The sequence below is a fragment of the Nocardia sp. CA-151230 genome (assembly GCF_050942175.1).
Classification (GTDB): Bacteria; Actinomycetota; Actinomycetes; order Mycobacteriales; family Mycobacteriaceae; genus Nocardia.
On the sequence record NZ_CP192061.1, the window covers coordinates 5,004,689 to 5,030,046 of the forward strand.

The following is a 25,358-nucleotide window of genomic DNA, read 5'->3' on the forward strand; positions in this document are numbered from 1 at the left end:
ACGAACAATCAGCCATCGACGTAGTGCGCGACAGGCGATTCCGCGACGCGCGCGCGACTTCGGGCGAAGCTGCCCCGCACTCCCCCACCCGCGACGTAGCATGCGGAACGTGGCCGATGCGAAACGTCCCGCCGCGGTGCGGGTCCTCGTCTACAGCAATGACGCCGATACCCGGAGCCAGGTGATGCTGGCGCTGGGCAGACGGCCGCACCCGGATCTGCCGCCCATCGAATACCTCGAGGTGGCGACCGGGCCGGTCGTCCTCGAGCGCATGGACGCCGGCAATCTGGATCTGCTGATCCTCGATGGCGAGTCGGCCCCGGAGGGCGGTCTCGGCCTGGCCAAGCAGCTCAAGGACGAGATCGCGGACTGCCCGCCGATCGTCGTGCTGACCGGCCGTCCGGACGACGCCTGGCTGGCCAACTGGTCGCGGGCCGAGGCCGCAGTGCCCCACCCCATCGACCCGATCCGGCTCACCGACGCTGTCCTGGGTGTGCTCGGTAATAGCTTCGCGGCCTGATCTTCGTTCGCCCTCGTGATCAGGGCAAACCCATGTCACGTGACATTCTCGATTGCGTCCGATCAGTCATAAAAGACCGTTCCGAATTCGATCAAACGCGATTGCGAATCGTGATGTATCTTCTCGTCCGAGTTGTAGGCTGTGCCGTAGCTCACACGAGCGCGGGCATCGGAATCAATGAAGCCGCCGCCTCACTCCCCGAACGTCCGTGCCGTCGCTGAGCGGTGCCCGGGGAACGAGACTGGCCGGCGGACGACGATGTCAGCCCGCGCCTCGGCAGCTGCCGTCCGTATTGCGTCGTCCAGCTCGCAGGAGGGGTAGTGCTGTTGTGAATATCGAGGTACCGACCCTGGTTCTCGGCGCGGTGGCCGCCGCGTTCGGGGTGTTCTCCATTTTCCTGGCGGCCCTGATCGGCCCCAAACGCTACAACCGGGCAAAGCTCGAAGCCTATGAATGCGGTATCGAACCCACCCCCCACGCTGTCGCGGGCGGGCCGGGAAATGCTGCGGGCCAGCGCTTTCCGGTGAAGTACTACCTCACCGCCATGCTGTTCATCATCTTCGACATCGAGATCGTGTTCCTCTACCCGTGGGCTGTGCACTTCGACGCGCTCGGAGTGTTCGGACTGGCCGCCATGGCGTTGTTCATCTTCAACGTCTCGGTCGCCTACGCCTACGAGTGGCGGCGCGGCGGCCTCAGCTGGGATTGATTGGCGCACAGGGGATTTCCAATGACACACCCCGTGCGAGACGGGGTGTCCCGATCCGGGAGATGTAGTCCGACATGGGTCTCGAGGAGAAGCTGCCCAGCGGGTTCCTGCTGAGCACGGTGGAAGATTTGGCCGGCTATCTGCGCAAGAGTTCGCTCTGGCCGGCGACGTTCGGGCTGGCGTGCTGCGCGATCGAGATGATGGCCACCGGCGGTGGGCGATTCGATATCGCCCGCTTCGGCATGGAGGCGTTCCGCGCCTCGCCGCGCCAGGCCGATCTGATGATCGTCGCGGGCCGGGTGAGCCAGAAGATGGCCCCGGTGCTGCGCCAGGTCTATGACCAGATGACCGAACCGAAATGGGTGCTGGCCATGGGTGTCTGCGCATCCTCGGGCGGCATGTTCAACAACTACGCCATCGTGCAGGGCGTCGACCACATCGTGCCGGTCGACATCTACCTGCCCGGCTGCCCGCCGCGGCCGGAGATGCTGTTGAACGCGATCCTGAAGCTGCACGAGAAGATTCAGGAGATGCCGCTCGGCGTCAATCGCGAGGAAGCCGTGCGCGAAGCCGAGCGCGCCGCGCTCGCCAGCACCCCGACCATTCAGTTGAAGGGGCTGCTGCGATGACCTTTGATGCACCTACCGGCACGGAGAGCCCCCCGGAGGCGGCGGTGGAACCCACTGAGAACACCCCGGAGACAACCGAAGCCGCCGAGCCCGCCGACGAGGTGATCGGTGTCCGCAAGGGCATGTTCGGTGTCTCCGGCACCGGCGACACCTCCGGCTACGGCCGGCTGGTCCGCACGGTCTCCATGCCCGGCGGCACGCCCGCGCCCTACGGTCCCGTGTTCGACGAGATCATCGCGAATCTGCGCCTGGCGCTGGCGAAGACCTTCGACGAGGCCGTGGAGAAGATTGTCGTCTTCCGTGGCGAGCTGACCCTGCACATCCGGCGCGAGCACCTGGTGCCGGTGGCGAGGGCGCTGCGCGACACCGAATCCCTGCGCTTCGAGTTGTGCCTGGGTGTCAGCGGCGCGCACTACCCCGAGGACAACGGGCGCGAGTTGCACGCGCTGTATCACCTCAACTCCATCACCCACAACCGCCGGGTGCGGCTGGAAGTCTCTGTGCCGGACAATGATCCGCACCTGCCCTCGCTGTACTCGGTCTATCCGACCGTGGACTGGCACGAGCGCGAGACCTACGACTTCTTCGGCATCCTGTTCGACGGTCACCCCTCGCTGACCCGCATCGCCATGCCCGACGACTGGCGTGGCCATCCGCAGCGCAAGGACTATCCGCTCGGCGGAATCCCGGTCGAATACAAGGGCGCGCGCATCCCGCCGCCCGACGAGCGGAGGACGTACAGCTGATGAACGACATCGATACCAAGTCCCGTCGCAACACCGAGGAACGACCTGAACACACGGTCACCGTGGTGGGAAACGACTGGGACGAGATCTCCGCTGCCCTCAACGGGGTCGCCGAGGAACGCATCGTCGTGAACATGGGCCCGCAGCACCCCTCCACGCACGGGGTGCTGCGGCTCATTCTCGAAATCGAGGGTGAGACCGTCACCGAGGCCCGCTGCGGCATCGGCTACCTGCACACCGGCATCGAGAAGAACCTCGAGTACCGCAGCTGGGTGCAGGGCACCACCTTCGTGACCCGCATGGACTACCTGTCGCCGTTCTTCAACGAGACGGCGTACTGCCTGGCTGTCGAGAAGCTGCTCGACATCAGCGACGAGATCCCCGAGCGCGCCAATGTCATCCGGGTGATGCTCATGGAGCTCAACCGCATCTCCTCGCATCTGGTCGCGCTGGCGACCGGCGGCATGGAGCTGGGTGCGCTCACCCCCATGCTGTTCGGCTTCCGGGAACGCGAGCTGATCCTGGACGTGTTCGAGACCATCACCGGTCTGCGCATGAACCACGCCTTCATCCGGCCCGGCGGTATCGCCCAGGATCTGCCCGACGACGGCGTGCAGAAGGTGCGCGAACTGCTGGACCTGCTACCGAAGCGCCTGCGGGACATGGAGCTTCTGCTCAACCAGAACCCCATCTGGAAGGCCCGCACCCGCAATGTCGGCTACCTGGACCTCACCGGGTGCATGGCGCTGGGTATCACGGGTCCCGTGCTGCGTGCCACCGGCCTGCCGCACGATCTGCGCAAGTCCCAGCCCTACTGCGGGTACGAGAACTACGAGTTCGACGTCCAGGTCGACACCGGCTGCGACTGTTACGGCCGCTACCTCATCCGCGTCAACGAGATGAAGGAGTCGGTCAAGATCGTCGAGCAGTGCCTCGACAAGCTGCGGCCGGGACCGGTCATGGTGGAGGACAAGAAGATTGCGTGGCCTGCCGATCTGCAGCTCGGGCCGGACGGCCTCGGCAATTCGCCGCAGTACATCGGCAAGATCATGGGCACCTCCATGGAGTCGCTCATCCACCACTTCAAGCTGGTGACCGAGGGCCTGCGTGTCCCGCCGGGCCAGGTGTACGTGGCGGTCGAGTCGCCGCGCGGCGAGCTGGGCGTGCACATGGTCAGCGACGGCGGCACCCGGCCCTACCGGGTGCACTATCGCGACCCCTCCTTCACGAATCTGCAAGCGGTGGCGGCGATGTGCGAGGGCGGCCTGGTGGCCGACGTGATCGCGTCCGTCGCCTCCCTCGACCCCGTGATGGGCGGTGTCGACCGATGACCGAGATCCTGCTCAACCTGACCACGCGGCCGATTCCCTACCCGGAGACCGTACGCGAGGGTCTGCAACTCGAGGCCCGCGAGATCATCGACCGGTACCCCCACCCGCGTTCTGCACTGCTTCCCCTTTTGCATCTGGTGCAATCGGTGGAGGGGTACGTCTCCGGGACCGGGATCGAATTCTGTGCCGAGCAGCTGGGATTGACCGATGCCGAGGTCACCGCGGTGGCCACGTTCTACTCCATGTACAGGCGCACGCCCACGGGTGACTATCACGTCGGTGTCTGCACGAACACGCTGTGTGCGGTCATGGGCGGCGATCAGATCCTCGCGGAGCTGAAGCAGCACCTGGGAATCGCGCACGGGGAGACCACCGCCGACGGCGCGGTGACCCTCGAGCACATCGAGTGCAATGCGGCCTGCGATTACGCGCCCGTCGTCATGGTCAACTGGGAGTTCTTCGACAACCAGACCCCGGAATCGGCCAAGGGACTGGTGGATTCGCTGCGGCGCGGGGAACCGCTGACCGGATCGCGGAGCGGCATCCCGCTGTGCACCTTCCGCGAGACGGCCCGCATTCTCGCCGGATACGAGGACCAGCGGCCCGGGGCCACCGACGGCGCCGCCGGACCCGCCACCCTCGCGGGCCTGCATGTGGCGGAACAGAAGTCGACCGACGGAGGCGCGCAGTGACGACCGCTCTGACTCCCGTCCTCTCCAGGCACTGGGCGGACCCGGAGGGCTGGACCCTGGCGGCCTACCGCGGCCAGGGCGGGTACCGCGCACTGCCGAAGGCGCTGCGCATGAACCCGGACGAGGTCATCGCCACGGTGAAGGACTCCGGCCTGCGCGGCCGCGGCGGCGCGGGCTTCCCCACGGGCATGAAGTGGGGCTTCATCCCACAGGGCCCCGGACCCGACGGCACCACCAAGCCGCACTACCTCGTCGTCAATGCCGATGAGTCGGAACCCGGTACCTGCAAGGACATTCCGCTCATGCTGGCGAGCCCGCACGCCCTCGTCGAGGGCGTCATCATCGCCGCCTACGCCATTCGCGCCTCGCACGCCTTCATCTATGTGCGCGGCGAGGTGGTGACGGTGTTGCGCCGGCTGCAGGCGGCAGTCCAGCAGGCCTATGCCGCAGGCTATCTCGGCCGGAATATCCAGGGCTCCGGCTTCGATCTCGAGATCGTGGTGCATGCCGGTGCGGGCGCCTACATCTGCGGTGAGGAGACCGCCCTGCTGGATTCGCTCGAGGGCCGCCGCGGCCAGCCGCGCCTGCGTCCCCCGTTCCCGGCCGTGGCGGGTCTCTACGCCTGCCCGACCGTGGTCAACAATGTGGAATCCATTGCGTCCGTGCCGTCCATCATCGCCAATGGCGTCGACTGGTTCCGGTCGTTCGGCACCGAGAAGTCGCCGGGCTTCACGATCTACTCACTCTCCGGTCACGTGACGCGACCGGGGCAGTACGAAGCGCCCCTCGGAATCACGTTGCGGGAGTTGCTGACCTACGCGGGTGGCATCCGCGCCGGCCACACCCTCAAGTTCTGGACGCCGGGGGGTTCGTCCACCCCGATCTTCACCGGCGAGCACCTCGATGTCGCCCTCGACTACGAGGGCGTCTCGGCCGCGGGCTCCATGCTCGGCACCAAGGCCCTCCAGATCTTCGACGACACCACCTGCGTCGTGCGCGCGGTGCTGCGGTGGACCGAGTTCTACGCCCACGAATCCTGCGGTAAGTGCACCCCCTGCCGCGAGGGCACCTACTGGCTGGTCCAGCTGTTGCAGCGACTGGAGAACGGCCGGGGCCACGAGACCGATCTGGACAAGCTCGCCGACATCGCCGACAACATCAACGGCAAGTCCTTCTGCGCCCTCGGCGACGGCGCGGCCAGCCCGATCTTCTCCTCCCTGAAGTACTTCCGCGACGAGTACGCCGGGCACATCCGCCTCGGCGCCTGCCCGTTCGACCCGGCCCGGTCCACCGTCTGGGCTGAAGGAGCGCGATGACCTCGACAGTGAGCTCCACGACCGGCGGCGGGGTGACCCCCACCGACATGGTGACCGTAACCATCGACGACACTACGGTTTCCGTGCCCGCCGGCACCCTGGTGATCCGGGCAGCCGAACTCATCGGCACCCAGATCCCGCGGTTCTGCGACCATCCACTACTCGATCCCGTCGGTGCCTGCCGGCAGTGCCTGGTCGAGATCGAGGGACAGCGCAAGCCCGTCGCCTCCTGCACCCAGACGGTGGCCGAGGGCATGGTGATCCACACCCAGCTGACCTCCCCCGCCGCCGCCAAGGCGCAGGAGGGAGTGATGGAGCTGCTGCTCATCAACCACCCCCTCGACTGCCCGGTCTGCGACAAGGGCGGCGAATGCCCGCTGCAGAACCAGGCCATGTCCACCGGCCGCGCCGAATCCCGCTTCGACGGCGTGAAGCGCACCTACCCCAAGCCGATTCCGCTGTCGGCGGCCATCCTGCTGGACCGGGAACGCTGCGTGCTGTGCGCGCGCTGCACCCGCTTCTCCCAGCAGGTGGCCGGTGACCCGTTCATCGAACTGATGGATCGCGGTGCGCTGCAACAGGTCGGCATCGCCGCCGGGGAGCCGTTGGACTCCTACTTCTCCGGCAACACCGTGCAGATCTGCCCGGTCGGCGCGCTCACCGGCTCCACCTACCGCTTCCGCGCCCGGCCCTTCGACCTGGTGTCCAGCCCGGCGGTGTGCGAGCACTGCGCCTCGGGTTGCGCCCAGCGCACCGACCATCGCCGCGGCAAGGTCATGCGCCGCCTCGCCGGTGACGACCCGCAGGTCAACGAGGAATGGAACTGCGACAAGGGCCGTTTCGCGTTCGCGTACGCCACCGAACCGGACCGGCTCACCACGCCCATGGTGCGCAGCTGGAAGGACGGGACGCTGCAGCCCGCCTCCTGGTCCGAGGCGATCACTGCCGCTGCGCGCGGACTGGCGTCGGCGCGCGGGAACGCCGGTGTGCTCATCGGCGGCCGCGTCACGCTCGAGGACGCCTACGCGTACTCCAAGTTCGCGCGAATCGCGTTGAACACCAACGACATCGACTTCCGCGCCCGCGAGCACTCCGGCGAGGAGGCCGACTTCCTGGCGGCTCGCATTGCGGGACAGGGCATCACGGTCGACTACGCGGCGCTCGAACGCGCCCCGTTCGTGCTGCTCGCCGGCTTCGAGGCCGAAGAGGAATCGCCGATGGTGTACCTGCGGCTGCGCAAGGCGGCCCGCAAGAACGGCACCCCGATCTACTCGCTGGCTCCCTACATGACCCGCGGTCTGCAGCGCATGTCCGGCACCCTGCTGGTCACCGCGCCCGGCTCGGAACCGCATGTGCTGGAGGCGGTCCGCACCGGGGAGACCGATGCCGCCACCGCCGGATACTCCCGCCTGCGCGAGATCGCAGACCTGCTGCGCGACCCCGGGGCGCTCATCCTCGTCGGAGAACGTCTCGGCGGCATTCCGGGTGGCCTGTCCGCGGCCGCCCGCCTGGCCGACGAGACCGGCGCCACCCTGGCCTGGATCCCCCGCCGTGCCGGTGAGCGCGGCGCGCTGGAGGCCGGTGCGCTTCCGCTGCTCCTGCCGGGCGGGCGCCCCGTCGCGGATTCCGCTGCACGCCATCAGGTCCGGGACGCGTGGAATGTCAACGATCTGCCTGCGGCTCCGGGCCGTGACACCAGCGCTATCCTGGCCGCCGCCCCGACACTGGGCGCGCTGCTCATCGCGGGGGTGGAGGTCGGCGACCTGCCCGACCCGCATGCGGCCCTGTCGGCCATCGACGCCGCGAGCTTCGTGGTGTCGATGGAACTGCGCCGCAGCGATATCAGCGACCGCGCCGACGTCGTCTTCCCCGTCGCCTCGGCCATGGAGAAGACCGGCACCTTCCTCACCTGGGAGGGCCGCCACCGCCAGTTCGACGCCGCGCTGCGCGACGCCACTGTGCGCCGCGAGGCCGCGCCGATGCCCGAATACCGGGTGCTCGACGCCATCGCCGCGGACATGGGGATCCGGCTCGGCCTGCCCGACGTAGCCAGTGCCCGAGCCGAATTGGCGGATCTGGGCACCTGGGACGGCCCGCCCGCCGCGACCCCGGTGCACCGCCCGCACCCCATCGCCCAGCCGCACGCGGGCACCGCGGTGCTCGCCTCGTGGCGCATGCTCGTCGACCGCGGCCGCCTCCAGGACGGCGAACCCAACCTGGCCGGCACCGCCCGCACCCCGGTGGTGCGGCTCTCGGCGCACACGGCCGCCGAGATCGGCGCCACCACCGGCGATCCGGTGACGGTCGGCAACGATCACGGCCACATCACCCTGCCCCTGGTCATCACCGAGATGCCCGACCGCGTGGTGTGGCTGCCCATGAATTCCCCCGGCTCCGACGTGCTGGTGCAGCTCGGCACCACACCCGGCCACCTCGTGCGCATCCGACGGGAGGACCACCGTGAGTGACCTGTCCATGTTCGGCCACGACCCCTGGTGGCTGGTGCTGGTCAAATCGATCGGCATCTTCATCTTCCTGCTGCTGATACCGATGCTCGCGGTGTACGCCGAACGCAAGATCGTGGCCTTCATGCAGATGCGCGTCGGTCCCAACCGGGTCGGCCCGCGCGGCAGCCTGCAGTCCATCGCCGACGGCGTCAAGATGCTCCTCAAGGAGGACATCGTCCCGGTCATCGTCGACAAGCCCATCTTCGTTCTCGCGCCGGTGATTTCGCTCATCCCGGCCGTGATGGCATTCGCGGTGATCCCGTTCGGGCCGCAGGTCAGCATGTTCGGGCACCGCACGGCGCTGCAGCTGACCGACATGCCGGTGGGCGTGCTCTACATCCTGGCCATGGCCTCGGTCGGCGTGTACGGCATCGTGCTGGCGGGCTGGGCGTCGGGCTCCACCTACCCGCTGCTGGGCGGCCTGCGCTCCACCGCGCAGGTCATCTCCTACGAGATCGCCATGGCCCTGTGCTTCGCGGCGGTGTTCCTGCTCTCGGGCACCATGGCCACCTCGGGAATCGTCGAGGCGCAGAACGGAACCTGGTACGTCTTCCTGCTGCTGCCGTCGTTCCTGATCTACGCGGTGTCGATGGTCGGCGAGACCAACCGGGCGCCCTTCGACCTCCCCGAGGCCGAGGGCGAGCTGGTCGGCGGCTTCCACACCGAGTACTCCTCGCTCAAGTTCGCCATGTTCATGATGGCCGAGTACATCAACATGGCAACGGTTTCCGCGCTGGCCACCACGCTGTTCTTCGGCGGCTGGCACGCGCCGTTCCCGATCAGCCTGTGGGCGGGCGCGAACTCGGGCTGGTGGCCCATGCTGTGGTTCACCGCCAAGGTGTGGACGTTCCTGTTCGTGTTCATCTGGCTGCGCGGCACCCTGCCGCGGCTGCGCTACGACCAGTTCATGAACCTGGGCTGGAAGCTGCTCATCCCGGTGTCGCTGGCCTGGGTCATGTACGTCGCCACCCTGAAGGTGCTGCAGAACAACGGGACCCACATCCAGACCGCCGGCATGGTGATCGGCGGGATCGTGGTCGCGGTCGTGCTGCTCGCGCTGGTCATCCGGGCCGGGCACGCGGGCGGCGACCGCACCAAGGCTTCGCCGGATCTGGACTCCACTCGGGCCTATTCGGACTTCCCGGTGCCGCCGATGCCCGCCGAACCTCCGGCGGCCACCGAGAAGGCGGGTCTGCTGGAACCGCTCGGCGGCTTCCTGGTCACCGCCTCGACCATGTTCAAGAAGCCGAACACCGAGCTGTATCCCGAGGTCAAGACCCCGACCGCGCCGCGTTATCACGGCCGGCACCAGCTCAACCGGCACCCGGACGGTCTGGAGAAGTGCATCGGCTGCGAGCTCTGCGCGTGGGCCTGCCCCGCCGACGCCATCTACGTCGAGGGCGCGGACAACACCGACGACGCACGCTTCTCCCCCGGTGAGCGTTACGGCCGCGTCTACCAGATCAACTACCTGCGCTGCATCGGCTGCGGCCTGTGCATCGAGGCGTGCCCGACCCGGGCGCTGACCATGACCAACGAGTACGAGCTCGCCGACGACAATCGGGCCGACCTCATCTACGAGAAGCAGGACCTCCTCGCACCGATGCAGCCGGGCATGATCGCCCCGCCGCACGCCATGTACCCCGGCGCGGACGAGGGCTCCTACTACCGCGGTGAAGTCCCCGGCGCCGCAAGCGAACTCACCGGAGCGGAAGGGGCGCAGCAATGATCGATCACCTGTCCCAACCGGCCCAGCAGATCGTCACCCACACCTCCACCGGTGAGGCGGTCCAGTTCTGGATCCTCGCCGTGGTCGCGGTGCTGGGCGCGCTCGGCATGGTGTGCGCACGCAAGGCCGTGCACTCGGCACTGTGCCTGGCCGCCACCATGATCACGCTGTCCGCGTTCTACATCGCCCAGAGCGCACTGTTCCTGGGCATCGTGCAGATCGTCGTCTACACCGGCGCGGTCATGATGCTGTTCCTGTTCGTGCTCATGCTCGTCGGCGTGGATTCGGCCGAGTCACTGCGGGAGACGCTGCGCGGGCAGCGGCTCGCGGTCATCGTGGTGGGCATCGGCTTCGGCATGCTGCTCATCGGCGGCATCGCGCACGGGATGTCCGGCAAGAGCGTCGCCGAGACCGGACCCGGGCTGGGCGGCAACTACAGCATCGGGGCGCTGGCCGAACTCATCTTCGTGCGCTACGTGTGGGCGTTCGAGTTGACCGGCTCGCTGCTCATCACCGCCACCATCGGCGCCATGGTGCTCGCGCACCGCGAGAAGTTCGGGCCGCCCACCGATCAGCGCACGCTGTCGAAGGAACGCTTCCGCCAGGGCACCCGGGTCACGCCGCTGCCGACGCCCGGTGTGTACGCCCGCCACAATGCCGTCGACGCCCCCGCGCGACTGCCGGACGGCTCCTTCGAGGAGCTGTCGGTCAGCACCATCCTGCGGCACCGGCGCAATCGGGCCCACACCGAAGCCGTCGTGCTCACCGTCGGCAACGGCAGTGACAGTCACCCCGACGGCAACGGCCACAACGGCAACGGCCACAACGGCACCGATGCGAACGGCGGCACGAACGGCAACGACTCCCACGAGGAAGGCTTGCGGTGAATCCGGACAACTATCTGTATCTCTCGGCCCTGCTCTTCACCATCGGCGCGGCCGGAGTCCTGGTGCGGCGCAACGCCATCGTGGTGTTCATGTGCATCGAGCTCATGCTCAATGCGGTGAACCTGGCCTTCGTCACCTTCGCCCGCACCCACGGCAACCTCGACGGCCAGGTGTTCGCCTTCTTCACCATGGTGGTCGCCGCCGCCGAGGTCGTGGTCGGCCTGGCCATCATCATGAGCATCTTCCGTGCCCGCCGCTCGACCTCGGTCGACGACGCGAACCTGCTGCGGTACTGACATGGATACCGCACAGATGATGCTGTGGCTGCTGCCGGCGCTCCCGCTCGCCGGCGCCGTGATCCTGCTGCTGCTCGGCAGGATCAGCGACACGTGGGGTCACCTCCTGGGCACCCTCGTGGCGCTGGCCTCGTTCGCGGTGGCGGTCCGGGCGTTCAGCGACATGCTGGATCGGTCGAATGCGCAACGGGCCGTGCACTACAGCCTGTTCGAGTGGCTGCCGGTGACCGGGCTGAAGGTGGACTTCGCCCTGCAACTGGATCAGCTGTCGATGTGCTTCGCACTGCTGATCACCGGCGTGGGCTCGCTGATCCACATCTACTCGGTCGGCTACATGGCCCACGATCCGGGACGGCGGCGCTTCTTCGCCTACCTCAACCTGTTCCTGGCCGCCATGCTGGTGCTGGTCCTCGCCGACAACTACCTGGTGCTGTACCTGGGCTGGGAAGGCGTCGGCCTGGCGTCCTACCTGCTGATCGGGTTCTGGTACGAGAAGCCCTCCGCCGCAACGGCGGCCAAGAAGGCGTTCGTGGTCAACCGGGTCGGCGACATGGGACTGGCCATCGCGCTCATGGTCATGTTCGCGACCTTCGGGAGCATCGACTTCGGGACCGTGTTCGGGGCCGCCGGCCAGGCCGGCACCGGAACCCTCACGGCCATCGGGCTGCTGCTGCTCCTCGGGGCCTGCGGCAAATCCGCACAGGTGCCGCTGCAGTCCTGGCTCGGGGACGCGATGGAGGGCCCGACACCCGTGTCGGCGCTCATCCACGCGGCCACCATGGTCACCGCCGGTGTCTACCTGATCGCCCGCTCGAACCCGATCTTCGATCTGGCTCCCGGCGCGCAGGCCGCCGTGATGGCGGTCGGCGCAATCACTTTGCTCTTCGGCGCCATCATCGGTTGCGCCAAGGACGACATCAAGAAGGCCCTCGCGGCCTCGACCATGAGCCAGATCGGCTACATGGTCCTCGCCGCCGGGCTCGGCCCGATCGGCTACGCGGCGGCCATCATGCACCTGCTCACGCACGGCTTCTTCAAGGCTGGACTGTTCCTCGGCGCGGGCTCGGTCATGCATGCCATGGACGATGAGACCGATATGCGCCGCTACGGCGGACTGCGCAAACTGCTGCCCGTCACCTATGTCACCTTCGGGCTGGGATACCTTGCCATCCTGGGTGTTCCGCCGTTCGCGGGGTTCTGGTCCAAGGACCGGATCATCGAGGCGGCGTTCGCGCACAGCGGATTCGGCGGCATCATCACCGGCTTGGCCGCACTGTGCGGCGCGGGCATCACCGCCTTCTACATGACCCGGGTCATGATCCTCACGTTCTTCGGCGAACGCCGCTGGCGTGCCGGCGTGCACCCGCACGAGGCCCCCGCCTCCATGACCGGGCCGATGATCCTGCTGGCCTTCGGCTCGGTGTTCTCCGGCATGCTCTTCGCCTACGGTTCCTCGCTCACCAAGTGGCTGGCCCCGGTCGTCGGTGAGCAGCACGCCGAACCGTTCATCCCGTCCTGGGCGATCACCTTCTTCGCTCTGGCGGTGGTGGCGGCCGGCATCTGGGTGGCCTACGACCAGTACGCACACGGCGAGATCCCCGAAACCGCCCCTGCCGCAGGCCCGCTCGTCGAAGCCGCCCGCCGCGATCTCTACGGCGACGCCGCCAACGAGGCGGCGTTCATGCGCCCCGGCCAGCACCTGACCCGGTCGCTGGTATTCGTCGACAACCGCGGCATCGACGGCCTGGTCAACACCACGGCCGCCGTCATCGGCGGCCTGTCTGCCCGGATCCGGCGCGTGCAAACCGGTTTCGTGCGCTCCTACGCCCTGTCCATGTTCACCGGCGCGGCCCTGGTGGTCGCCGCCCTGCTGGCGGTGAGGTTCCTGTGAACGACCTTGCTAGTTCATCGTTGGGCGCCGGGCGGGAGTTCCCCTGGCTCACCACGCTGTGGGCGGTGCCTCTCGCCGGAGCCGCACTCGCGCTGCTGTTTCCGGCGGGCCGGCGCACCGGGGTGCGGGTCTTCGCGCTGCTGATCTCGCTGGGCACCCTCGGCATCGGCATCTGGCTGGCCACCCGGTTCGAAACCGGTGGCGCGCAATACCAGTTCGTCGAGAAGCAGCCGTGGATCCCGGCCTTCGGGGCGGGCTACACCCTCGGCATGGACGGCATCGCGCTGGTCCTGGTCCTGTTGACCACCGGGCTGGTGCCGCTGCTGCTGCTCGCCGGATGGCAGGACGAGCGTGAGGTCGGCAGTGGCCCGCGGGTCGCGCACTACTACGTGGCGCTCACCCTCGTCGTCGAATCCATGGTGCTGATCTCGTTCACCGCGTTGGACATTCTGCTGTTCTACGTGTTCTTCGAGGTCATGCTCATCCCGATGTACTTCCTCATCGGCGGCTTCGGGCCGCGGACCGGGGATGCGGCGGTGCGGCAGCAGCGGTCGCGGGCCGCGGTGAAGTTCCTGCTGTACAACCTGTTCGGCGGGCTCATCATGCTGGCGGCGGTCATCGGGCTGTACGTCATCACCGCACGCAGCAAGCTCGGCAGCAACGGCGGCGGCACCTTCGACTTCCGGACGGTCATGGAGGCGGCCAACTCCGGGCACCTCGGTGCGACGCCCGCGGTGCTGAACGCGCTGTTCCTGGGCTTCATGTTCGCCTTCGCGGTAAAGGCCCCGCTGTGGCCGCTGCACACCTGGCTGCCCGACGCCGCGGTATCGGCCACCCCGGCCAGCGCGGTGCTCATGATGGCGGTGGTCGACAAGGTCGGCACCTTCGGCATGCTGCGCTACTGCCTGCTGCTGTTCCCTTCCGCCACATCGGCATACGCGCCGCTGATCAGTGTGCTCGCGGTGATCGGGATCATCTACGGCGCGCTGCTGGCCATCGGCCAGACCGACGTCATGCGACTGATCGCCTACACCTCGATCTCGCACTTCGGGTTCATCATCCTCGGCATCTTCGCGCTCACCACCCAGGGCGGTACCGGTGCGACGCTGTACATGGTCAACCACGGCATCTCCACCGCGGCGCTGTTCCTGATCGCCGGATTCCTGGTGTCGCGCCGGGGAACCCGGCTCATCGCCGCGTTCGGCGGTGTCCAGAAGGTCGCGCCCATCCTGGCCGGCACCTTCCTCATCTCCGGCCTGGCCACTCTCTCGCTGCCCGGTCTCGCACCGTTCATCAGCGAATTCCTGGTCCTGATCGGCACATTCACCCGATACCCGGTGGCGGCCGTCCTCGCGGCCTCCGCGCTGGTGCTGGCGGCGCTGTACGTGCTGTGGATGTACCAGCGGATGATGACCGGCCCGGTGAAGGAGGGCAACGAGCGGCTCTACGACCTGCTCCCCCGCGAACTGGTGGTCGTGGTCCCGCTCATCCTCGCCCTGCTGTTCCTGGGTGCGTACCCGAAACCGGCGCTGGACCGGATCGATCCGGCCGTCGCCCGCACCCTCACCACCATCGGACAGCACAACCCGGCGCCGGCCGTGCAGCCGGAAGCCGCCCAGACGACCACGGGAGGTGCCCACAAATGAGTGGAGGTCTGCTGCTCGCCGCGACAGTCCCGGCACCGAGCATCGAATACCGAGACCTGTCCCCGATGCTGATCGTGTTCGGCGTCGCCGTCGCGGGCGTCCTGGCGGAAGCCTTCGCGCCCAGGCGATCCCGATACGGGATCCAGCTGGTGCTCGGACTGGGCGGCCTGGCCGTCGCGCTCGGCGCGGTGATCGGACTGCGCGATGTCCGCGAGACGGCTGTCGTGGGCGCGGTTGCCATCGACGGGGTCTCCCTGTTCCTGCAGGGCACCATCCTCGTCGTCGGCATCCTCGGACTGCTGTTCATCGCCGAACGCCATGCCGACCGCATGCCGGTGCGGCGGGAAGGGCCCGGCACCTGGAGCCTGACCGCCTCGCGCGGCGGGGTGGACGCCTTCACCCCGCAGGCGGCCGCCACACCCGGCAGCGTCGACGAAATCGCCGCCACCAAAGCCGGAGTGGCCACCACCGAGGTCTTCCCCCTCACCCTGTTCGCGCTCGCGGGCCTCATGCTGTTCCCGGCCTCGAACGACCTGCTCACCATGTTCGTGGCGCTGGAAGTGCTCTCGCTGCCGCTGTATCTGCTCTGCGGGCTGGCACGCCGTCGCCGGCTGCTGTCGCAGGAGGCCGCGCTGAAATACTTCCTGCTGGGCGCGTTCTCGTCTGCCTTCTTCCTCTACGGCATGGCGCTGCTGTACGGCTACGCCGGCACCATCCGCCTGGCTGGCATTGCGGAAGCCGTCACCCGCGATGCCGGAAACTCGCACACCCTGGCCATTCTCGGCATCGCCATGCTGGCGGTGGGCCTGCTGTTCAAGATCGGCGCGGTCCCGTTCCAGTCCTGGGTACCCGACGTCTACCAGGGCGCGCCGACCTCGATCACCGCATTCATGGCGGCCGCCACCAAGATCGCCGCAGTCGGTGCGTTGCTGCGCGTGCTGTACGTGGCGGTCCCCGACCTGCGCAACGACTGGCGGCCGGTGCTCGCAGCGGTCGCCATCGCCACCATGGTCGTCGGCGCGATCCTCGCCATCACCCAGACCGACATGAAGCGCATGCTCGCGTATTCCTCGGTGGCACATGCCGGCTTCATCCTGACCGCCCTGGTGGCCGCGACCACCGCTGGTGTCTCGTCCGTGCTGTTCTACCTCGCCGTTTACGGCCTCGGCACCCTCGGCGGCTTCGCGGTGGTCAGCCTGGTCCGCGACGAAAACGGTGACGAGGCAACGGCGTTGCCCGCCTGGGCCGGCATGGGCCGCCGCTCCCCCTGGCTGGCGACCATCTTCTCCCTGTTCCTGCTGTCCTTCGCCGGTATCCCGCTCACCAGCGGCTTCATCGCCAAGTTCGGCGTGTTCGCCGCGGCCACCGGCGGCGATGCCGCCACCCTGGTCATCGTCGGTGTCATCTCCAGCGCCATCGCGGCCTTCTTCTACATCCGCGTGATCGTCCTGATGTTCTTCACCGACCCGCCGGCCACCCCGCCCACCGTCGTCTACCCCACCCTGACCAGCACCGTCGTCGCCCTCACCGCCGCGGCCACCCTGGTCCTCGGCATCTTCCCCCAACCCTTGCTCGACCTGGCCAAGAACGCCTCGACCTTCACTCGCTGAACCTCGGACGATCGATCGGGCCCGCCGCGATCCTCACGGCGGGCCCGATTCATGCTGTCGCCCGGTACTGCGACGTCGGGTCGGTGGCGATCCAGGTCAGGTATTTGTCCCGCACCCCCTGGTACAGATCGGTGAGGATGCCGTCGGGTGTTGCGGCGGGTCCCTGGGGGCGGCCTTGTGCGATGGCTATCTCGACAGCGCTGTGTGGTGCGATGCAGGCGAGGTAACAGCTGCAGCGGACCATCGGCCACACCTGCACGCCGGGCGGTGCGTTGTCGAGCACGTTGGTCCACGATCCGTCGAACCGACGCACGAACACTTCCCCGACGAACCGTCCGAACCGGTCGATCAGGGCGCGATTCTCGGGGGCGAGGATGCCACGACGATCCACGATCCGTGCCCGTGCCACCCGCACCGCCGCCTGCAGCCCCTGCAATGTCCAGGGATCGTCGAGCGCGCCCACACATGGCGCGTCCTGCGCGAAGAACAACTCCAGCGCAGTGGACTGCCCAGCCAGCCAGGCACCATAATCGTCCATCAGCGATTCAGCGGAGAATGAAAACTGTTGTACGACAACATCATCGATGATCGCCATTTCCCTACCCCCTTCCGAATTCGGGCTGCCACCAGACCCACCGAGCTCCCCAGCAGCCCTACCGCCGACAACACAACCCCAGACAACTGCGCCCGGTCCTCGTACCCGACACCCGACCGCCGCACAGCAAACCAACAGCGCTGTTCGAGCTCATTCCCGAATCCTTGCCATCGAACGCGGCTCAAATGGGAAGATCACCGTAACGGACGGATGATCACATAACCCCCCTCGAGATCGAACGGATACCTGGGCCGACGACAGCTACCTGTCGGTGACGATCCGTGCCCTCTGACCGTGTATTGAGCGATCTACACGAAGACCGATCTGAACAACAACAGCGGTCATCAGACGGTTCAGGAAGCGGCCGAGATCATCGTGCGGATAGCGGTGATCGGCGCGGACGACCCGACCGGCGGATTCTTCGACATCCGTGGCCCGCTGCCCTGGTGGACCCATCCGCGGACGATCGGCTGAAGCCGTGCTGCGTTGCGGGCGCGGACATCACGGCCCGGTGTCTTCACTGGAAACGTGGACTGCGTATGGCGTAAAGCATAGTCCGCCAGCTGTTTTCGCTATTGCCACCGTGCGGCGTCACCGCCTTCGGCGATCTCGGCTGCGAGCACCTGAATCTGTGCGCGCAGGGACTCGATCAATTGCGCCGGGATCCGCCGGAGATCATCCTCGGTCGTCAGCACTGCGGACAGCGCCTGCGGGAGCAGGGTTCGGCCCAGTGGTGTTCCGTCCGGGAATGTTTCGTCGAGGGTGCGCAGTATCAGCTCGGCGGCGTCGAGCCGGCCCCACAGGTAGTCGTTCTCCCGGTCGGGGGCGTGGGCGAAGGCGCCGAAGTGGTGCAGCTCGACACCCTTGAGCTTGCCCGCGCCGAGCGGCTGGAGTGCGGTCGCGCGAAGGGGGCTGAACTGAGTCATCGGAATGGGAGTGAATTGGGGTAGGTACGACAACGAGATCGTCGGGAACAGCAGCCCGTCCCAGAGCGGGAAGCCCAGGTACCGGCTGACCAGGAGGATGCGATCGCGCTTGTTCCACTTCTGAGTTGTCGCCGCGAACGCATCCCAGAGCGCCTGTCCACCGTTTCCGAGTCTTTCCCGAATCTGTTCCGCGTAAGCGGTTTTGAGGTCGGTGAAACTTTTCGCATTCTCCTCGCACCGGGCGAAGTCCTCCGGCGTCCGGAACCTCTCGCCCTCGAACAAGTTGGCTTGCAACCGTTGTGGGCGCAGAAAGTCGAGCAGCCCCTTGTCGGCCAGGGTTCGAATCGCGGCAACGGGTGCAGCCGTTATCTCATCCAGCTGCGACCATGCCTGGCCCTTGAGATCGTTGATATCCGCCCGCGGCGGCCCGCCCTCGGCCGAGTAGAGCTTGTTGAGCCCGGCGAGGATGAACATGATCCGGCGTTGCCGATACGGGGTATCGATGGCCTGCAGGAGCGTGGACAGCTCTGCGGAGTCGTCTGCGCTCCAGCATGGTTGCCGGCGCAGCCAGGCGGCCATGGCGCTTCGGATGAACACCGCGGTCCCCGATTCGCCGGGCAACGTGAAGTGTTGCACGATCGCGTCCGCGATGCATCGGGCGGCTGCCTCGACCTTCAACCGTTGATAGGTATTCCAGGTCGAACCGAGTGCGGTGAGGGCTTCGGCGTGCATGTTGTCCGAAACCACCTGGAATTTCTTCTGGTCCTTCAAGAACCCGAGTGACGGCATGGCATCGATGGCCGTACCGAGATCTTGCGAATTGACCTGCGGCACAGCGTGTTCGTAACCGGGTATCGATGCGACGGCAGCGCTGATCCGGTCGAGAACCTCGACCTCCTGGCGCATGGCTATGGCGCCCATCTCGGTGATCTTCTCGTTCATGTCACGCAGTCGGATCAGATCTCTGATCAGTGATCGGCTACCCCTGATTCCGACGAGCACTTTCTGAACATCCGCTGCCCAACTGCGTTTCGCGGCCTTGCCACTGTTGGTGTCGGCAGGTGGAGCCGAGAGAGCGCATCCCGGATCCGGCTCGATGTAGACGAGGCGGCGATGTACCTCGGTGGACGACCGCCTGCGGCTGATCGCGTCGACGACGAGATCGAACGGCGCATTGTCGAGCACGCCACCGTCCACGAACCAGGCGGCGTCCGCGTTACGGCCGTCTTCTTGATAGCTGTAGTGGAAGAGATCGGTATTCACGCGTGCGTCCGCAGGAAACTGAGCCTGGGCCGGGAAGGTTCCGGGATTGACCGGTTCGAACGCACCGGGGAAGGCGGAGGTCGCCCGCGCCGCGAAGGACAGCGTCGGTGTCGCCCGCGGACCGAATGCCTCCTTGTTGTTGTCGTCCCGCAGGAACTCGAGTACCTGCGCATGCTCCCGGTCCCGCTGCCCCACACCGCCATCGCTCGACGCCACCGCTACGTCGAATCCGTTCAGATCGGTCGTGGTCACGAAGAGCGACAACTCACCGGTCCGCGAAATCAGCGTTTCGGGTGCGGGCCCGCGCGCATTCGCCGACCAGGCGACCGGCCGTTTCTCATCCATCCCGGCCAGCGCCTGATACAGGAGCCGTGACATGACTCCACCGTTCAATACCGCGTGATCGGTCCAGAAGGTCGCCAACTTGCCGATGAATGCCAGCGCCGTGCGCAGCTTCGGCCCGCCGATAGGCAAACCGCGTGCCAATATTCCCAGGTCGGCCTCGTCGATCCAGAGCCGCTTCAGCGGTCCCTGATCCGCGTTCTGTGCGATGGCCTTGCCGAGAACCACGCCGTTGATGCCTCCGGCGGAGGTTCCGGCAATGATGTCGATCCCGACCGACAGCGGCTGCCCCTTCGCCCGCATCTGCGAAAGGACATCGAAGTAAACGCTTTCCGTATCCGATGGTTGACCATCGGCTCCCACGAACGGATTCACGACCTGCGAGTCGCTTTCCAGAATTTGATCCAGAGCACGCGATGCGCGGACGAGTTTATGTAGTTCTTTAGTTATGCCATGCATGTAAATGGCGAGCGATACGCCGCCGTAGCAGACGAGCGCTATGCGCAGTTCGGCAGGTTCGGCATCCCGAGACATCGAGGTCCCCCCTTATTGAGACGCCCGGATAGGTGATGCCATCACCTTATGCCGCAACCGCCTGGGCTACCTGGGTATTGCACTACTCGATTCGACACGGCGACTTCTCATAATCTGGACTGCCGACCAGAATCGTGGCGCAGCCTATTCCTGAACACGTATCACAAACCAAGGGTGGTCACGGCATTGTCTTCCAGTGGAATGGTGGTCCGAATGTATCCCTGCGTGGTCCGGTGATTGGACCAGCGGCCCTACCGCACGATCTCGCGGTCGCCGACCCCGCCGAGGGCTGCGTGCGTGGCGATTCCGGCGCGAAGGGAGTGGCCGGAGAAGAGCGTGGGGTCGAGGCCGGAGCGGCGGCGTAGCGTTCGACGAGTTCGCCGACGGCGCGGCCCGACAAGGCGGTGCCCTCGGTCCAACGGTCGCGGGACCCGGAGATCGCCGAGCGCACCCGGAAGCGCAACGAGCAGCTCGCCCAGCAATCGCAACAGCCCCGATCGGCGCGTGTCTCGGACTCCGGGTTCCGGCGACATCGTCGTATTCGCGATCGCTCGCTGCGGCGATCCCCGGGTTCAGGGTTGGCGCGCACACCGACACATGGACCGTCCTCCGCGCATGACCGACCAGTCGTGCCAAGCCAGAGACCTTGCGTGCCTACCAGCTTTTCCGACATGCCGGGATTAGCCGGATACGCGAAACTCGTTGGCACCGGCGGAACTTCGCGCTCGCCGGAATTGATCCGGGCACTGTGCGGCGCACTGCGTGCGGCACCGCGCAGGGAATGCACCCCTCGCGTCACCGGCGGCAGACCTCAGACTCCCCGCCACCGGTGGCGCCGTAGGACCTCCGGTGCCCAGCAGTTGCGTTGGGCAGCGCATGCAGTGCCGGGGCAGCTCGGCCCGGACGCCGTCTCCGCAGCGTCCGGGCCGTCGCACCATGGGTATCCAATGCGAGGGCGGTTGCATTCTGCACACCGACCGCAGATCGCAGTTTTCGATGCCGAAAGTTCGTGCGCGCGTAGGCTCGTCACGGCATGGCTCGATGGGCCGCGTCGGCGCGGTCGGTCTCGTCTGGGTCTGCACCGCACCGGAAGCGCATGGGCCTTCACTCAGGTCTCACAACTCCCGCTGGCCGGCGACCCGCCCACCGCCATCGCGTGAGACCTGTTCGGTCGCAGCGATTCCCGATCAGATCGCGATGCCGACCAGGTGCCCGATCACATACGTGGTGATCATGGCGAGCGCACCGCCTGCGAGTACACGCACGGTCGCCCGGGCCACCGGCGCCCGGCCGAGCCGAGCGCCCACAGCTCCGGTCAAGGCCAGTGCGGTGAGCACCGCGGCCATGGTGAGTGGCACCCGGATCGCCTGGGGTGTCAGGATCGCGAGCAGGGGCAGCAGCGCGCCCAGCGTGAACGACAGCGCCGAGGACAGCGCGGCGTGCAGCGGATTGGTCAGTTCGTCCGGGTCGATGCCGAGCTCGGCCTCCGCGTGCGCGGTGAACGCGTCCCGGGCCGTGAGTTCTTCCGCCACAGCCTGAGCCGTGGCCGCCGAGAGGCCCTTCGCCTGATAGATGGCCGCGAGTTCGGCCAGTTCGGCCTCGGGTTGCTCGGCCAATTCGCGTCGCTCGGTTTCCAGTAGCGCGCGCTCGCTGTCGCGCTGGGTGCTCACCGAGACGTACTCGCCCAAGGCCATCGAGACCGCGCCGGCCGCGAGTCCGGCCACGCCCGCGGTCATGATCGCGGTGCTGTTGCTGGTGGCCGCCGCCACACCGACCACAATGCCTGCCACGGAGACGATTCCATCGTTGGCTCCCAATACGCCGGCGCGCAGCCAATTCAGGCGCGTCGCCAATCCCACCACATGCGGTTCGGTCGGCAGCGCGAGCGCCACCGACCCGTCGAAATCGTCCCTCACGAGGGGAACGGTAATGCTTCAGAGGGCTTCCCGCCAGCAAAGAGAGGCTCACCGAAATTAGGTAATGCATTGCATACCAAGCAATTTCGATGGCATTCGCGGCGGCGCCGACGCGGACACTCCGGTCGCGACACGTTTGCGACGAGCAGTTTCTCGGCCGATCACCCCATGTTCGGCACAGGTTAGCCGTAGCGTTGACACCGGTGCCCAGCGGATCAGTCAAGAGAGCGGCGAGATGCGGCCACAACCATCAGCGATCGGATTCCTCCGGCACGATGTGTCGGGGGCACAGCAACAGTGGGACGAGGCTCAGATCCAGCATCTGGCTCGCCGGCTCGGCTACGACCTGTGCAAGACCATGGTCTTCGGCCCCGAGACCGATCGCCCGCTCGTGCGCGTACGCACGCTGATCTCCCGCCTCGAGGCCGATGCGGTGATCGTCCCCAGCCTCGCACATTTCGGCGGCCTGATCCCCGACGATATCGTGCAGGTCGCCGACATCATCACGGTGAATCCCGAAAATACTTACGCGCGCTGGGTAATTCGTCCCGACTGAATCAGGTCAGGAAGTCGGAGCGCATTGTGTCGAGCCCCCGTTCACCTCACCCGGGAGCCATGATTCCCCGGTCGCCCCGCCATTGTCGGAACAATGCACCGTGTAGTTGTCCGAGCGTCTCGTGATATCGAAAGCGCCGGTGATCAATCCCATCGCCGGTGCTCCGCCTCCCGCGGACACGCAATTCCCGGTCCCGAGCCCGTGTCCATCCATCGTGACCTGCACCTCATCACACACGTAGCGCTGCCCATCGGCGTGAACCGCCGGCGAGACCGCCACGGCGCCCGCGAATACAGCGAGCCCCACCACCCCGAATCCCACGCCGCGAACCATTCGAATCCTCATAGTCCACACCTCCGCACCCTCGGATCAGTGTGTCCTCAGCCTAATCCTCACGTTGATCGACGACCATGCATCGCCGCAGGCAAAACCCGGGAGGCGCTGCTGCTCATGCATGGTCGTCGATGAAATCGATCAGTTGTTCTGCAGGATTTCGCGCAGGCGCTCGGCGAAAGCATCGGGCTGTTCCATGAAACCGCCGTGGCCGCCGGGGAAAAGGGTCGGCTCGATGCCGAGCTCGACGGCCAGGGCCCGGGAGGTGCGGTCGCAGAACTTGTCGGCGGATTCGTCGCCGATGCCGATGATGATCTTCGTCGGGGTCGCGCGGAGGGCGTCGAGGGAGGGCTGCCAGCCGGAGGTGGTGTGCAGCTCGTGGCGGTAGAAGAAGTCGTCGGAGGCGATCGACTGCGGGTCCCGCTCGCCGCCGAACATCTCCTGCAGCACCTCCTCGGGCATGAACAAGCCGGTCATGGCGAAGAACTTGCGGACCGCGCCGAGCACATCGCCGGACTCGTACACGGCCCGGACCTCGTCGGTCCGAGTACGCAGCTCGTCGCGATCGGGGAGCAGCTCGCGCAGCGGCGGCTCGTGTGCGACGAGGGTCGGCACGAGATCGGGCCGGGCGATGGCCAGCGCCAGACCCGTGATCGCCCCGCCGCTGGACCCGACCACGGTGGCCGGGCCCTGGCCGACATGGGCGATCACGCGGGCCAGGTCGTCGGCGCGCAGTTCCGGGGTCGAGTCCTTGTCGGTGTCGTCGACCGGGCTGCGGCCGTGGCCACGCGGGTCGCTGCACAGCACGGTGTAGTCGGGGGCGAGCAGTTCGGCCAGCGCGCCGAACGGCCCCGAATCCATCGGGGCGCCGATCAGGGCGATCAGTGGGCCGCTGCCGCGGACTTCGTAGAAGATGGTGCCGTCCGGCACGGCGAGGGTTCCGGAGGTGACGGGTGCGGTCGAGGTCATGGTTGCTCCAAGTGGTCAGTACATGGACACCGGCTATGACGGTACGACCGCGCCGAATTCATTGCTGCGCGAATGGAAAAGGTGTGAACCTGAAGATGTCAGCCGGCCTGGCGGGGTTCGGGCAGCGCGCAGGTCATGCCCTCGGCCATACCGGCCGGGCGCACGCCGAGCGCCTGGTTGACGCGAGCACGCTGGTTCTCCCACGCGACGGCCGCGGCCAGTTCGGCGAGCTGGGCCTTGCTCAGGTGGGTCAGCAGCTGGGCGCGAATCTCACTCAGATCGAGCGTGGTCGGCGTGAGAGTCATGGCCTCGGCGTAGGAGAGGACCAGCTTCTCCAGATCGCTGTACGCGTCGCTGTCCCTATACTTCGGCAACTCGGTGACCTGGGCTTCGGTGAGTCCGCCGTAGTGGGCCAGCGTCGAACCGATGTCGAGGCAGAACTGGCAGTTCACCAGAGCGGCGGCCTTGAGCTCGGCCAGCTCCTTCAGATGCGGGTCGACCCGGTTGGAGAGCAGCAGCATCGTCTCCTGGATCATGGTGCCGACCAGCAGCTGCGGCCGCCGGATGAGCCAGCCGACGAGATCTGTCCGATTACGGCGGGCCCGCCGCATCGCCTTGGCGTAGTTCAGGATTCGGGTGATTACTCGCATGCGCTGTACTCCCCTTCGCGTTCGCGGATGCTCCCTTGAAACCATCCTAAGCCGAAAACGACGGGACGTAGTAGATATTGCCTCATGACCGGCGAACCCTCCGGGGCCTGGCCGCGCCCTGATCGAGCGTCAGCCGATCTCGAAGCCATCCTCCAGATAGACCGTGATCCCAGCCGTTCTGGCCCGGTGCGCTCCCGCCACGCGCCGGGCCAGTACCGCGGGCAGCAGCCGTGTCGCCGTCGCGGTGTCACACCACGCCCAGCTCCGAAGTTCGTCCGCCGGAAGGGTTATCGCGTCGACCTGCTCGGCGGTCAGCAGCCCACCCTCGTACACCATCATCACCCCGTCGCCGGGATACAGACCGGCGGGCACCCAGTCGACCGCCAGCAGCCGCCCGATCGGCACACTCAGCCCGAGCTCCTCGCGGATCTCCCGCACGGCCGCACGGTAGGGCGACTCACCGGCCTCGACGACCCCGCCGGGCACCTCCCAGTACGGCTTGTAGGTCGGTTCGACCAGCAGCACCCGGTCCTGCTCGTCGACGAACAACGCACCCGCACCCATACGCTTGCGAGGCAGTCCCGCGACATAGTCGTTCAGTTCAGAACCCATGCGGCACAACAGTAACCGGCACTTTCCGGCCTCGGTCGAGCTTGAGCGAGCGGGCTGCGGACTGGCGGAACGAGTCAGTTCCCGTGATCGACGAAGGTGGCGTCGAGAAGCGTCCGACAGTCGGGCAGCGGGGTCGATCGGTCGACCGGCCCC

The 25,358-nt window shown here is 67.0% G+C and carries 21 protein-coding genes and 1 pseudogene; 16 read left to right on the forward strand and 6 right to left on the reverse strand.

Annotated elements, in window-relative coordinates; genetic code table 11:
- Positions 1 to 100: 100 nt before the first annotated feature.
- The 15 genes and pseudogenes from ACQP1O_RS23750 (at position 101) to nuoN (ending at position 16,509) form a co-directional block, all read left to right on the forward strand.
- Positions 101 to 520: an Rv3143 family two-component system response regulator gene (locus ACQP1O_RS23750; RefSeq protein WP_433560686.1), complete on the forward strand. Its 420-nt coding sequence runs from the start codon at positions 101 to 103 to the stop codon at positions 518 to 520.
- A gap of 328 nt (positions 521 to 848) precedes the next feature.
- Positions 849 to 1,229, forward strand: coding sequence for an NADH-quinone oxidoreductase subunit A (locus ACQP1O_RS23755; RefSeq protein WP_033090134.1), 381 nt, complete (start codon positions 849 to 851; stop codon positions 1,227 to 1,229).
- A 74-nt stretch (positions 1,230 to 1,303) separates the two neighbouring features.
- Complete coding sequence (locus ACQP1O_RS23760) at positions 1,304 to 1,858, forward strand: NuoB/complex I 20 kDa subunit family protein (RefSeq protein WP_326311010.1); 555 nt, start codon at positions 1,304 to 1,306, stop codon at positions 1,856 to 1,858.
- A complete protein-coding gene (locus tag ACQP1O_RS23765) occupies positions 1,855 to 2,604 on the forward strand; it encodes an NADH-quinone oxidoreductase subunit C (protein WP_433560687.1) in 750 nt (249 codons plus the stop codon). The genes ACQP1O_RS23760 and ACQP1O_RS23765 overlap by 4 nt, the downstream gene beginning before the upstream one ends.
- Entirely contained in the window at positions 2,604 to 3,935 is a 1,332-nt protein-coding gene (gene nuoD / locus ACQP1O_RS23770) for an NADH dehydrogenase (quinone) subunit D (RefSeq protein ID WP_433560688.1), read from the forward strand. Before ACQP1O_RS23765 ends, nuoD begins: the two co-directional genes overlap by 1 nt.
- On the forward strand, positions 3,932 to 4,627 hold the full coding sequence (gene nuoE, locus ACQP1O_RS23775; protein WP_433560689.1) for an NADH-quinone oxidoreductase subunit NuoE: 696 nt from the start codon (positions 3,932 to 3,934) through the stop codon (positions 4,625 to 4,627). Before nuoD ends, nuoE begins: the two co-directional genes overlap by 4 nt.
- A complete protein-coding gene (gene nuoF / locus ACQP1O_RS23780) occupies positions 4,624 to 5,943 on the forward strand; it encodes an NADH-quinone oxidoreductase subunit NuoF (RefSeq protein WP_433560690.1) in 1,320 nt (439 codons plus the stop codon). The genes nuoE and nuoF overlap by 4 nt, the downstream gene beginning before the upstream one ends.
- On the forward strand, positions 5,940 to 8,411 hold the full coding sequence (locus ACQP1O_RS23785; RefSeq protein WP_433560691.1) for an NADH-quinone oxidoreductase subunit G: 2,472 nt from the start codon (positions 5,940 to 5,942) through the stop codon (positions 8,409 to 8,411). Before nuoF ends, ACQP1O_RS23785 begins: the two co-directional genes overlap by 4 nt.
- Before the next feature lie 7 nt (positions 8,412 to 8,418).
- Positions 8,419 to 9,621, forward strand: a pseudogene (gene nuoH, locus ACQP1O_RS23790) (NADH-quinone oxidoreductase subunit NuoH); the annotation flags it as partial.
- Entirely contained in the window at positions 9,604 to 10,179 is a 576-nt protein-coding gene (gene nuoI, locus ACQP1O_RS23795) for an NADH-quinone oxidoreductase subunit NuoI (RefSeq protein ID WP_433567766.1), read from the forward strand. The pseudogene nuoH and the gene nuoI, both read left to right, overlap by 18 nt.
- Entirely contained in the window at positions 10,176 to 11,066 is an 891-nt protein-coding gene (locus tag ACQP1O_RS23800) for an NADH-quinone oxidoreductase subunit J (protein WP_433560692.1), read from the forward strand. The genes nuoI and ACQP1O_RS23800 overlap by 4 nt, the downstream gene beginning before the upstream one ends.
- Positions 11,063 to 11,362 (forward strand): NADH-quinone oxidoreductase subunit NuoK, encoded by a 300-nt coding sequence (nuoK, locus tag ACQP1O_RS23805; RefSeq protein WP_357010729.1) that lies wholly within the window; start codon positions 11,063 to 11,065, stop codon positions 11,360 to 11,362. Before ACQP1O_RS23800 ends, nuoK begins: the two co-directional genes overlap by 4 nt.
- Before the next feature lie 19 nt (positions 11,363 to 11,381).
- Entirely contained in the window at positions 11,382 to 13,253 is a 1,872-nt protein-coding gene (gene nuoL, locus ACQP1O_RS23810; RefSeq protein ID WP_433567767.1) for an NADH-quinone oxidoreductase subunit L, read from the forward strand.
- Positions 13,250 to 14,899: an NADH-quinone oxidoreductase subunit M gene (locus ACQP1O_RS23815; protein WP_433560693.1), complete on the forward strand. Its 1,650-nt coding sequence runs from the start codon at positions 13,250 to 13,252 to the stop codon at positions 14,897 to 14,899. Before nuoL ends, ACQP1O_RS23815 begins: the two co-directional genes overlap by 4 nt.
- Complete coding sequence (nuoN, locus tag ACQP1O_RS23820; protein WP_433560694.1) at positions 14,896 to 16,509, forward strand: NADH-quinone oxidoreductase subunit NuoN; 1,614 nt, start codon at positions 14,896 to 14,898, stop codon at positions 16,507 to 16,509. Before ACQP1O_RS23815 ends, nuoN begins: the two co-directional genes overlap by 4 nt.
- 49 nt (positions 16,510 to 16,558) lie before the next feature.
- Here the strand turns inward: nuoN and ACQP1O_RS23825 are convergent, their stop codons facing one another.
- The 3 genes from ACQP1O_RS23825 to ACQP1O_RS23835 all read right to left on the reverse strand — a co-directional run bounded on the left by ACQP1O_RS23825 (position 16,559) and on the right by ACQP1O_RS23835 (position 22,085).
- On the reverse strand, positions 16,559 to 17,104 hold the full coding sequence (locus tag ACQP1O_RS23825; RefSeq protein WP_433560695.1) for a hypothetical protein: 546 nt from the start codon (positions 17,102 to 17,104) through the stop codon (positions 16,559 to 16,561).
- A gap of 572 nt (positions 17,105 to 17,676) precedes the next feature.
- Complete coding sequence (locus ACQP1O_RS23830) at positions 17,677 to 20,169, reverse strand: patatin-like protein (RefSeq protein WP_433560696.1); 2,493 nt, start codon at positions 20,167 to 20,169, stop codon at positions 17,677 to 17,679.
- 1,187 nt (positions 20,170 to 21,356) lie between these two features.
- Complete coding sequence (locus ACQP1O_RS23835; protein ID WP_433560697.1) at positions 21,357 to 22,085, reverse strand: VIT1/CCC1 transporter family protein; 729 nt, start codon at positions 22,083 to 22,085, stop codon at positions 21,357 to 21,359.
- Between the two features lie 64 nt (positions 22,086 to 22,149).
- Between ACQP1O_RS23835 and ACQP1O_RS23840 the strand changes: the two genes are divergently transcribed.
- Positions 22,150 to 22,641, forward strand: a complete 492-nt coding sequence (locus ACQP1O_RS23840; RefSeq protein WP_433560698.1) for a hypothetical protein — start codon at positions 22,150 to 22,152, stop codon at positions 22,639 to 22,641.
- A 474-nt stretch (positions 22,642 to 23,115) separates the two neighbouring features.
- On the opposite strand, the gene ACQP1O_RS23845 is transcribed toward ACQP1O_RS23840, so the two are convergent.
- The 3 genes from ACQP1O_RS23845 to ACQP1O_RS23855 all read right to left on the reverse strand — a co-directional run bounded on the left by ACQP1O_RS23845 (position 23,116) and on the right by ACQP1O_RS23855 (position 25,205).
- A complete protein-coding gene (locus ACQP1O_RS23845; protein ID WP_433560699.1) occupies positions 23,116 to 23,943 on the reverse strand; it encodes an alpha/beta fold hydrolase in 828 nt (275 codons plus the stop codon).
- A 98-nt stretch (positions 23,944 to 24,041) separates the two neighbouring features.
- On the reverse strand, positions 24,042 to 24,593 hold the full coding sequence (locus tag ACQP1O_RS23850; protein WP_433560700.1) for a carboxymuconolactone decarboxylase family protein: 552 nt from the start codon (positions 24,591 to 24,593) through the stop codon (positions 24,042 to 24,044).
- Between the two features lie 129 nt (positions 24,594 to 24,722).
- Positions 24,723 to 25,205 carry an NUDIX domain-containing protein gene (locus ACQP1O_RS23855; protein WP_433560701.1) on the reverse strand — a complete coding sequence of 161 codons (483 nt, stop codon included), beginning with the start codon at positions 25,203 to 25,205 and terminating at the stop codon, positions 24,723 to 24,725.
- Between the last annotated feature and the right edge of the window lie 153 nt (positions 25,206 to 25,358).

Coding starts and splice junctions, on each gene's coding strand:
- nuoN (WP_433560694.1), top strand. CDS start 14,896: ATGAGTGGAGGTCTGCTGCTCGCCGCGACAGTCCCGGCACCGAGCATC.
- ACQP1O_RS23825 (WP_433560695.1), bottom strand. CDS start 17,104: ATGGCGATCATCGATGATGTTGTCGTACAACAGTTTTCATTCTCCGCT.
- ACQP1O_RS23850 (WP_433560700.1), bottom strand. CDS start 24,593: ATGCGAGTAATCACCCGAATCCTGAACTACGCCAAGGCGATGCGGCGG.
- ACQP1O_RS23830 (WP_433560696.1), bottom strand. CDS start 20,169: ATGTCTCGGGATGCCGAACCTGCCGAACTGCGCATAGCGCTCGTCTGC.
- ACQP1O_RS23785 (WP_433560691.1), top strand. CDS start 5,940: ATGACCTCGACAGTGAGCTCCACGACCGGCGGCGGGGTGACCCCCACC.
- nuoI (WP_433567766.1), top strand. CDS start 9,604: ATGCCCGCCGAACCTCCGGCGGCCACCGAGAAGGCGGGTCTGCTGGAA.
- ACQP1O_RS23750 (WP_433560686.1), top strand. CDS start 101: ATGCGGAACGTGGCCGATGCGAAACGTCCCGCCGCGGTGCGGGTCCTC.
- ACQP1O_RS23760 (WP_326311010.1), top strand. CDS start 1,304: ATGGGTCTCGAGGAGAAGCTGCCCAGCGGGTTCCTGCTGAGCACGGTG.
- ACQP1O_RS23855 (WP_433560701.1), bottom strand. CDS start 25,205: ATGGGTTCTGAACTGAACGACTATGTCGCGGGACTGCCTCGCAAGCGT.
- nuoD (WP_433560688.1), top strand. CDS start 2,604: ATGAACGACATCGATACCAAGTCCCGTCGCAACACCGAGGAACGACCT.
- ACQP1O_RS23765 (WP_433560687.1), top strand. CDS start 1,855: ATGACCTTTGATGCACCTACCGGCACGGAGAGCCCCCCGGAGGCGGCG.
- ACQP1O_RS23800 (WP_433560692.1), top strand. CDS start 10,176: ATGATCGATCACCTGTCCCAACCGGCCCAGCAGATCGTCACCCACACC.
- ACQP1O_RS23845 (WP_433560699.1), bottom strand. CDS start 23,943: ATGACCTCGACCGCACCCGTCACCTCCGGAACCCTCGCCGTGCCGGAC.
- nuoE (WP_433560689.1), top strand. CDS start 3,932: ATGACCGAGATCCTGCTCAACCTGACCACGCGGCCGATTCCCTACCCG.
- ACQP1O_RS23840 (WP_433560698.1), top strand. CDS start 22,150: ATGCATTGCATACCAAGCAATTTCGATGGCATTCGCGGCGGCGCCGAC.
- nuoL (WP_433567767.1), top strand. CDS start 11,382: ATGCTGTGGCTGCTGCCGGCGCTCCCGCTCGCCGGCGCCGTGATCCTG.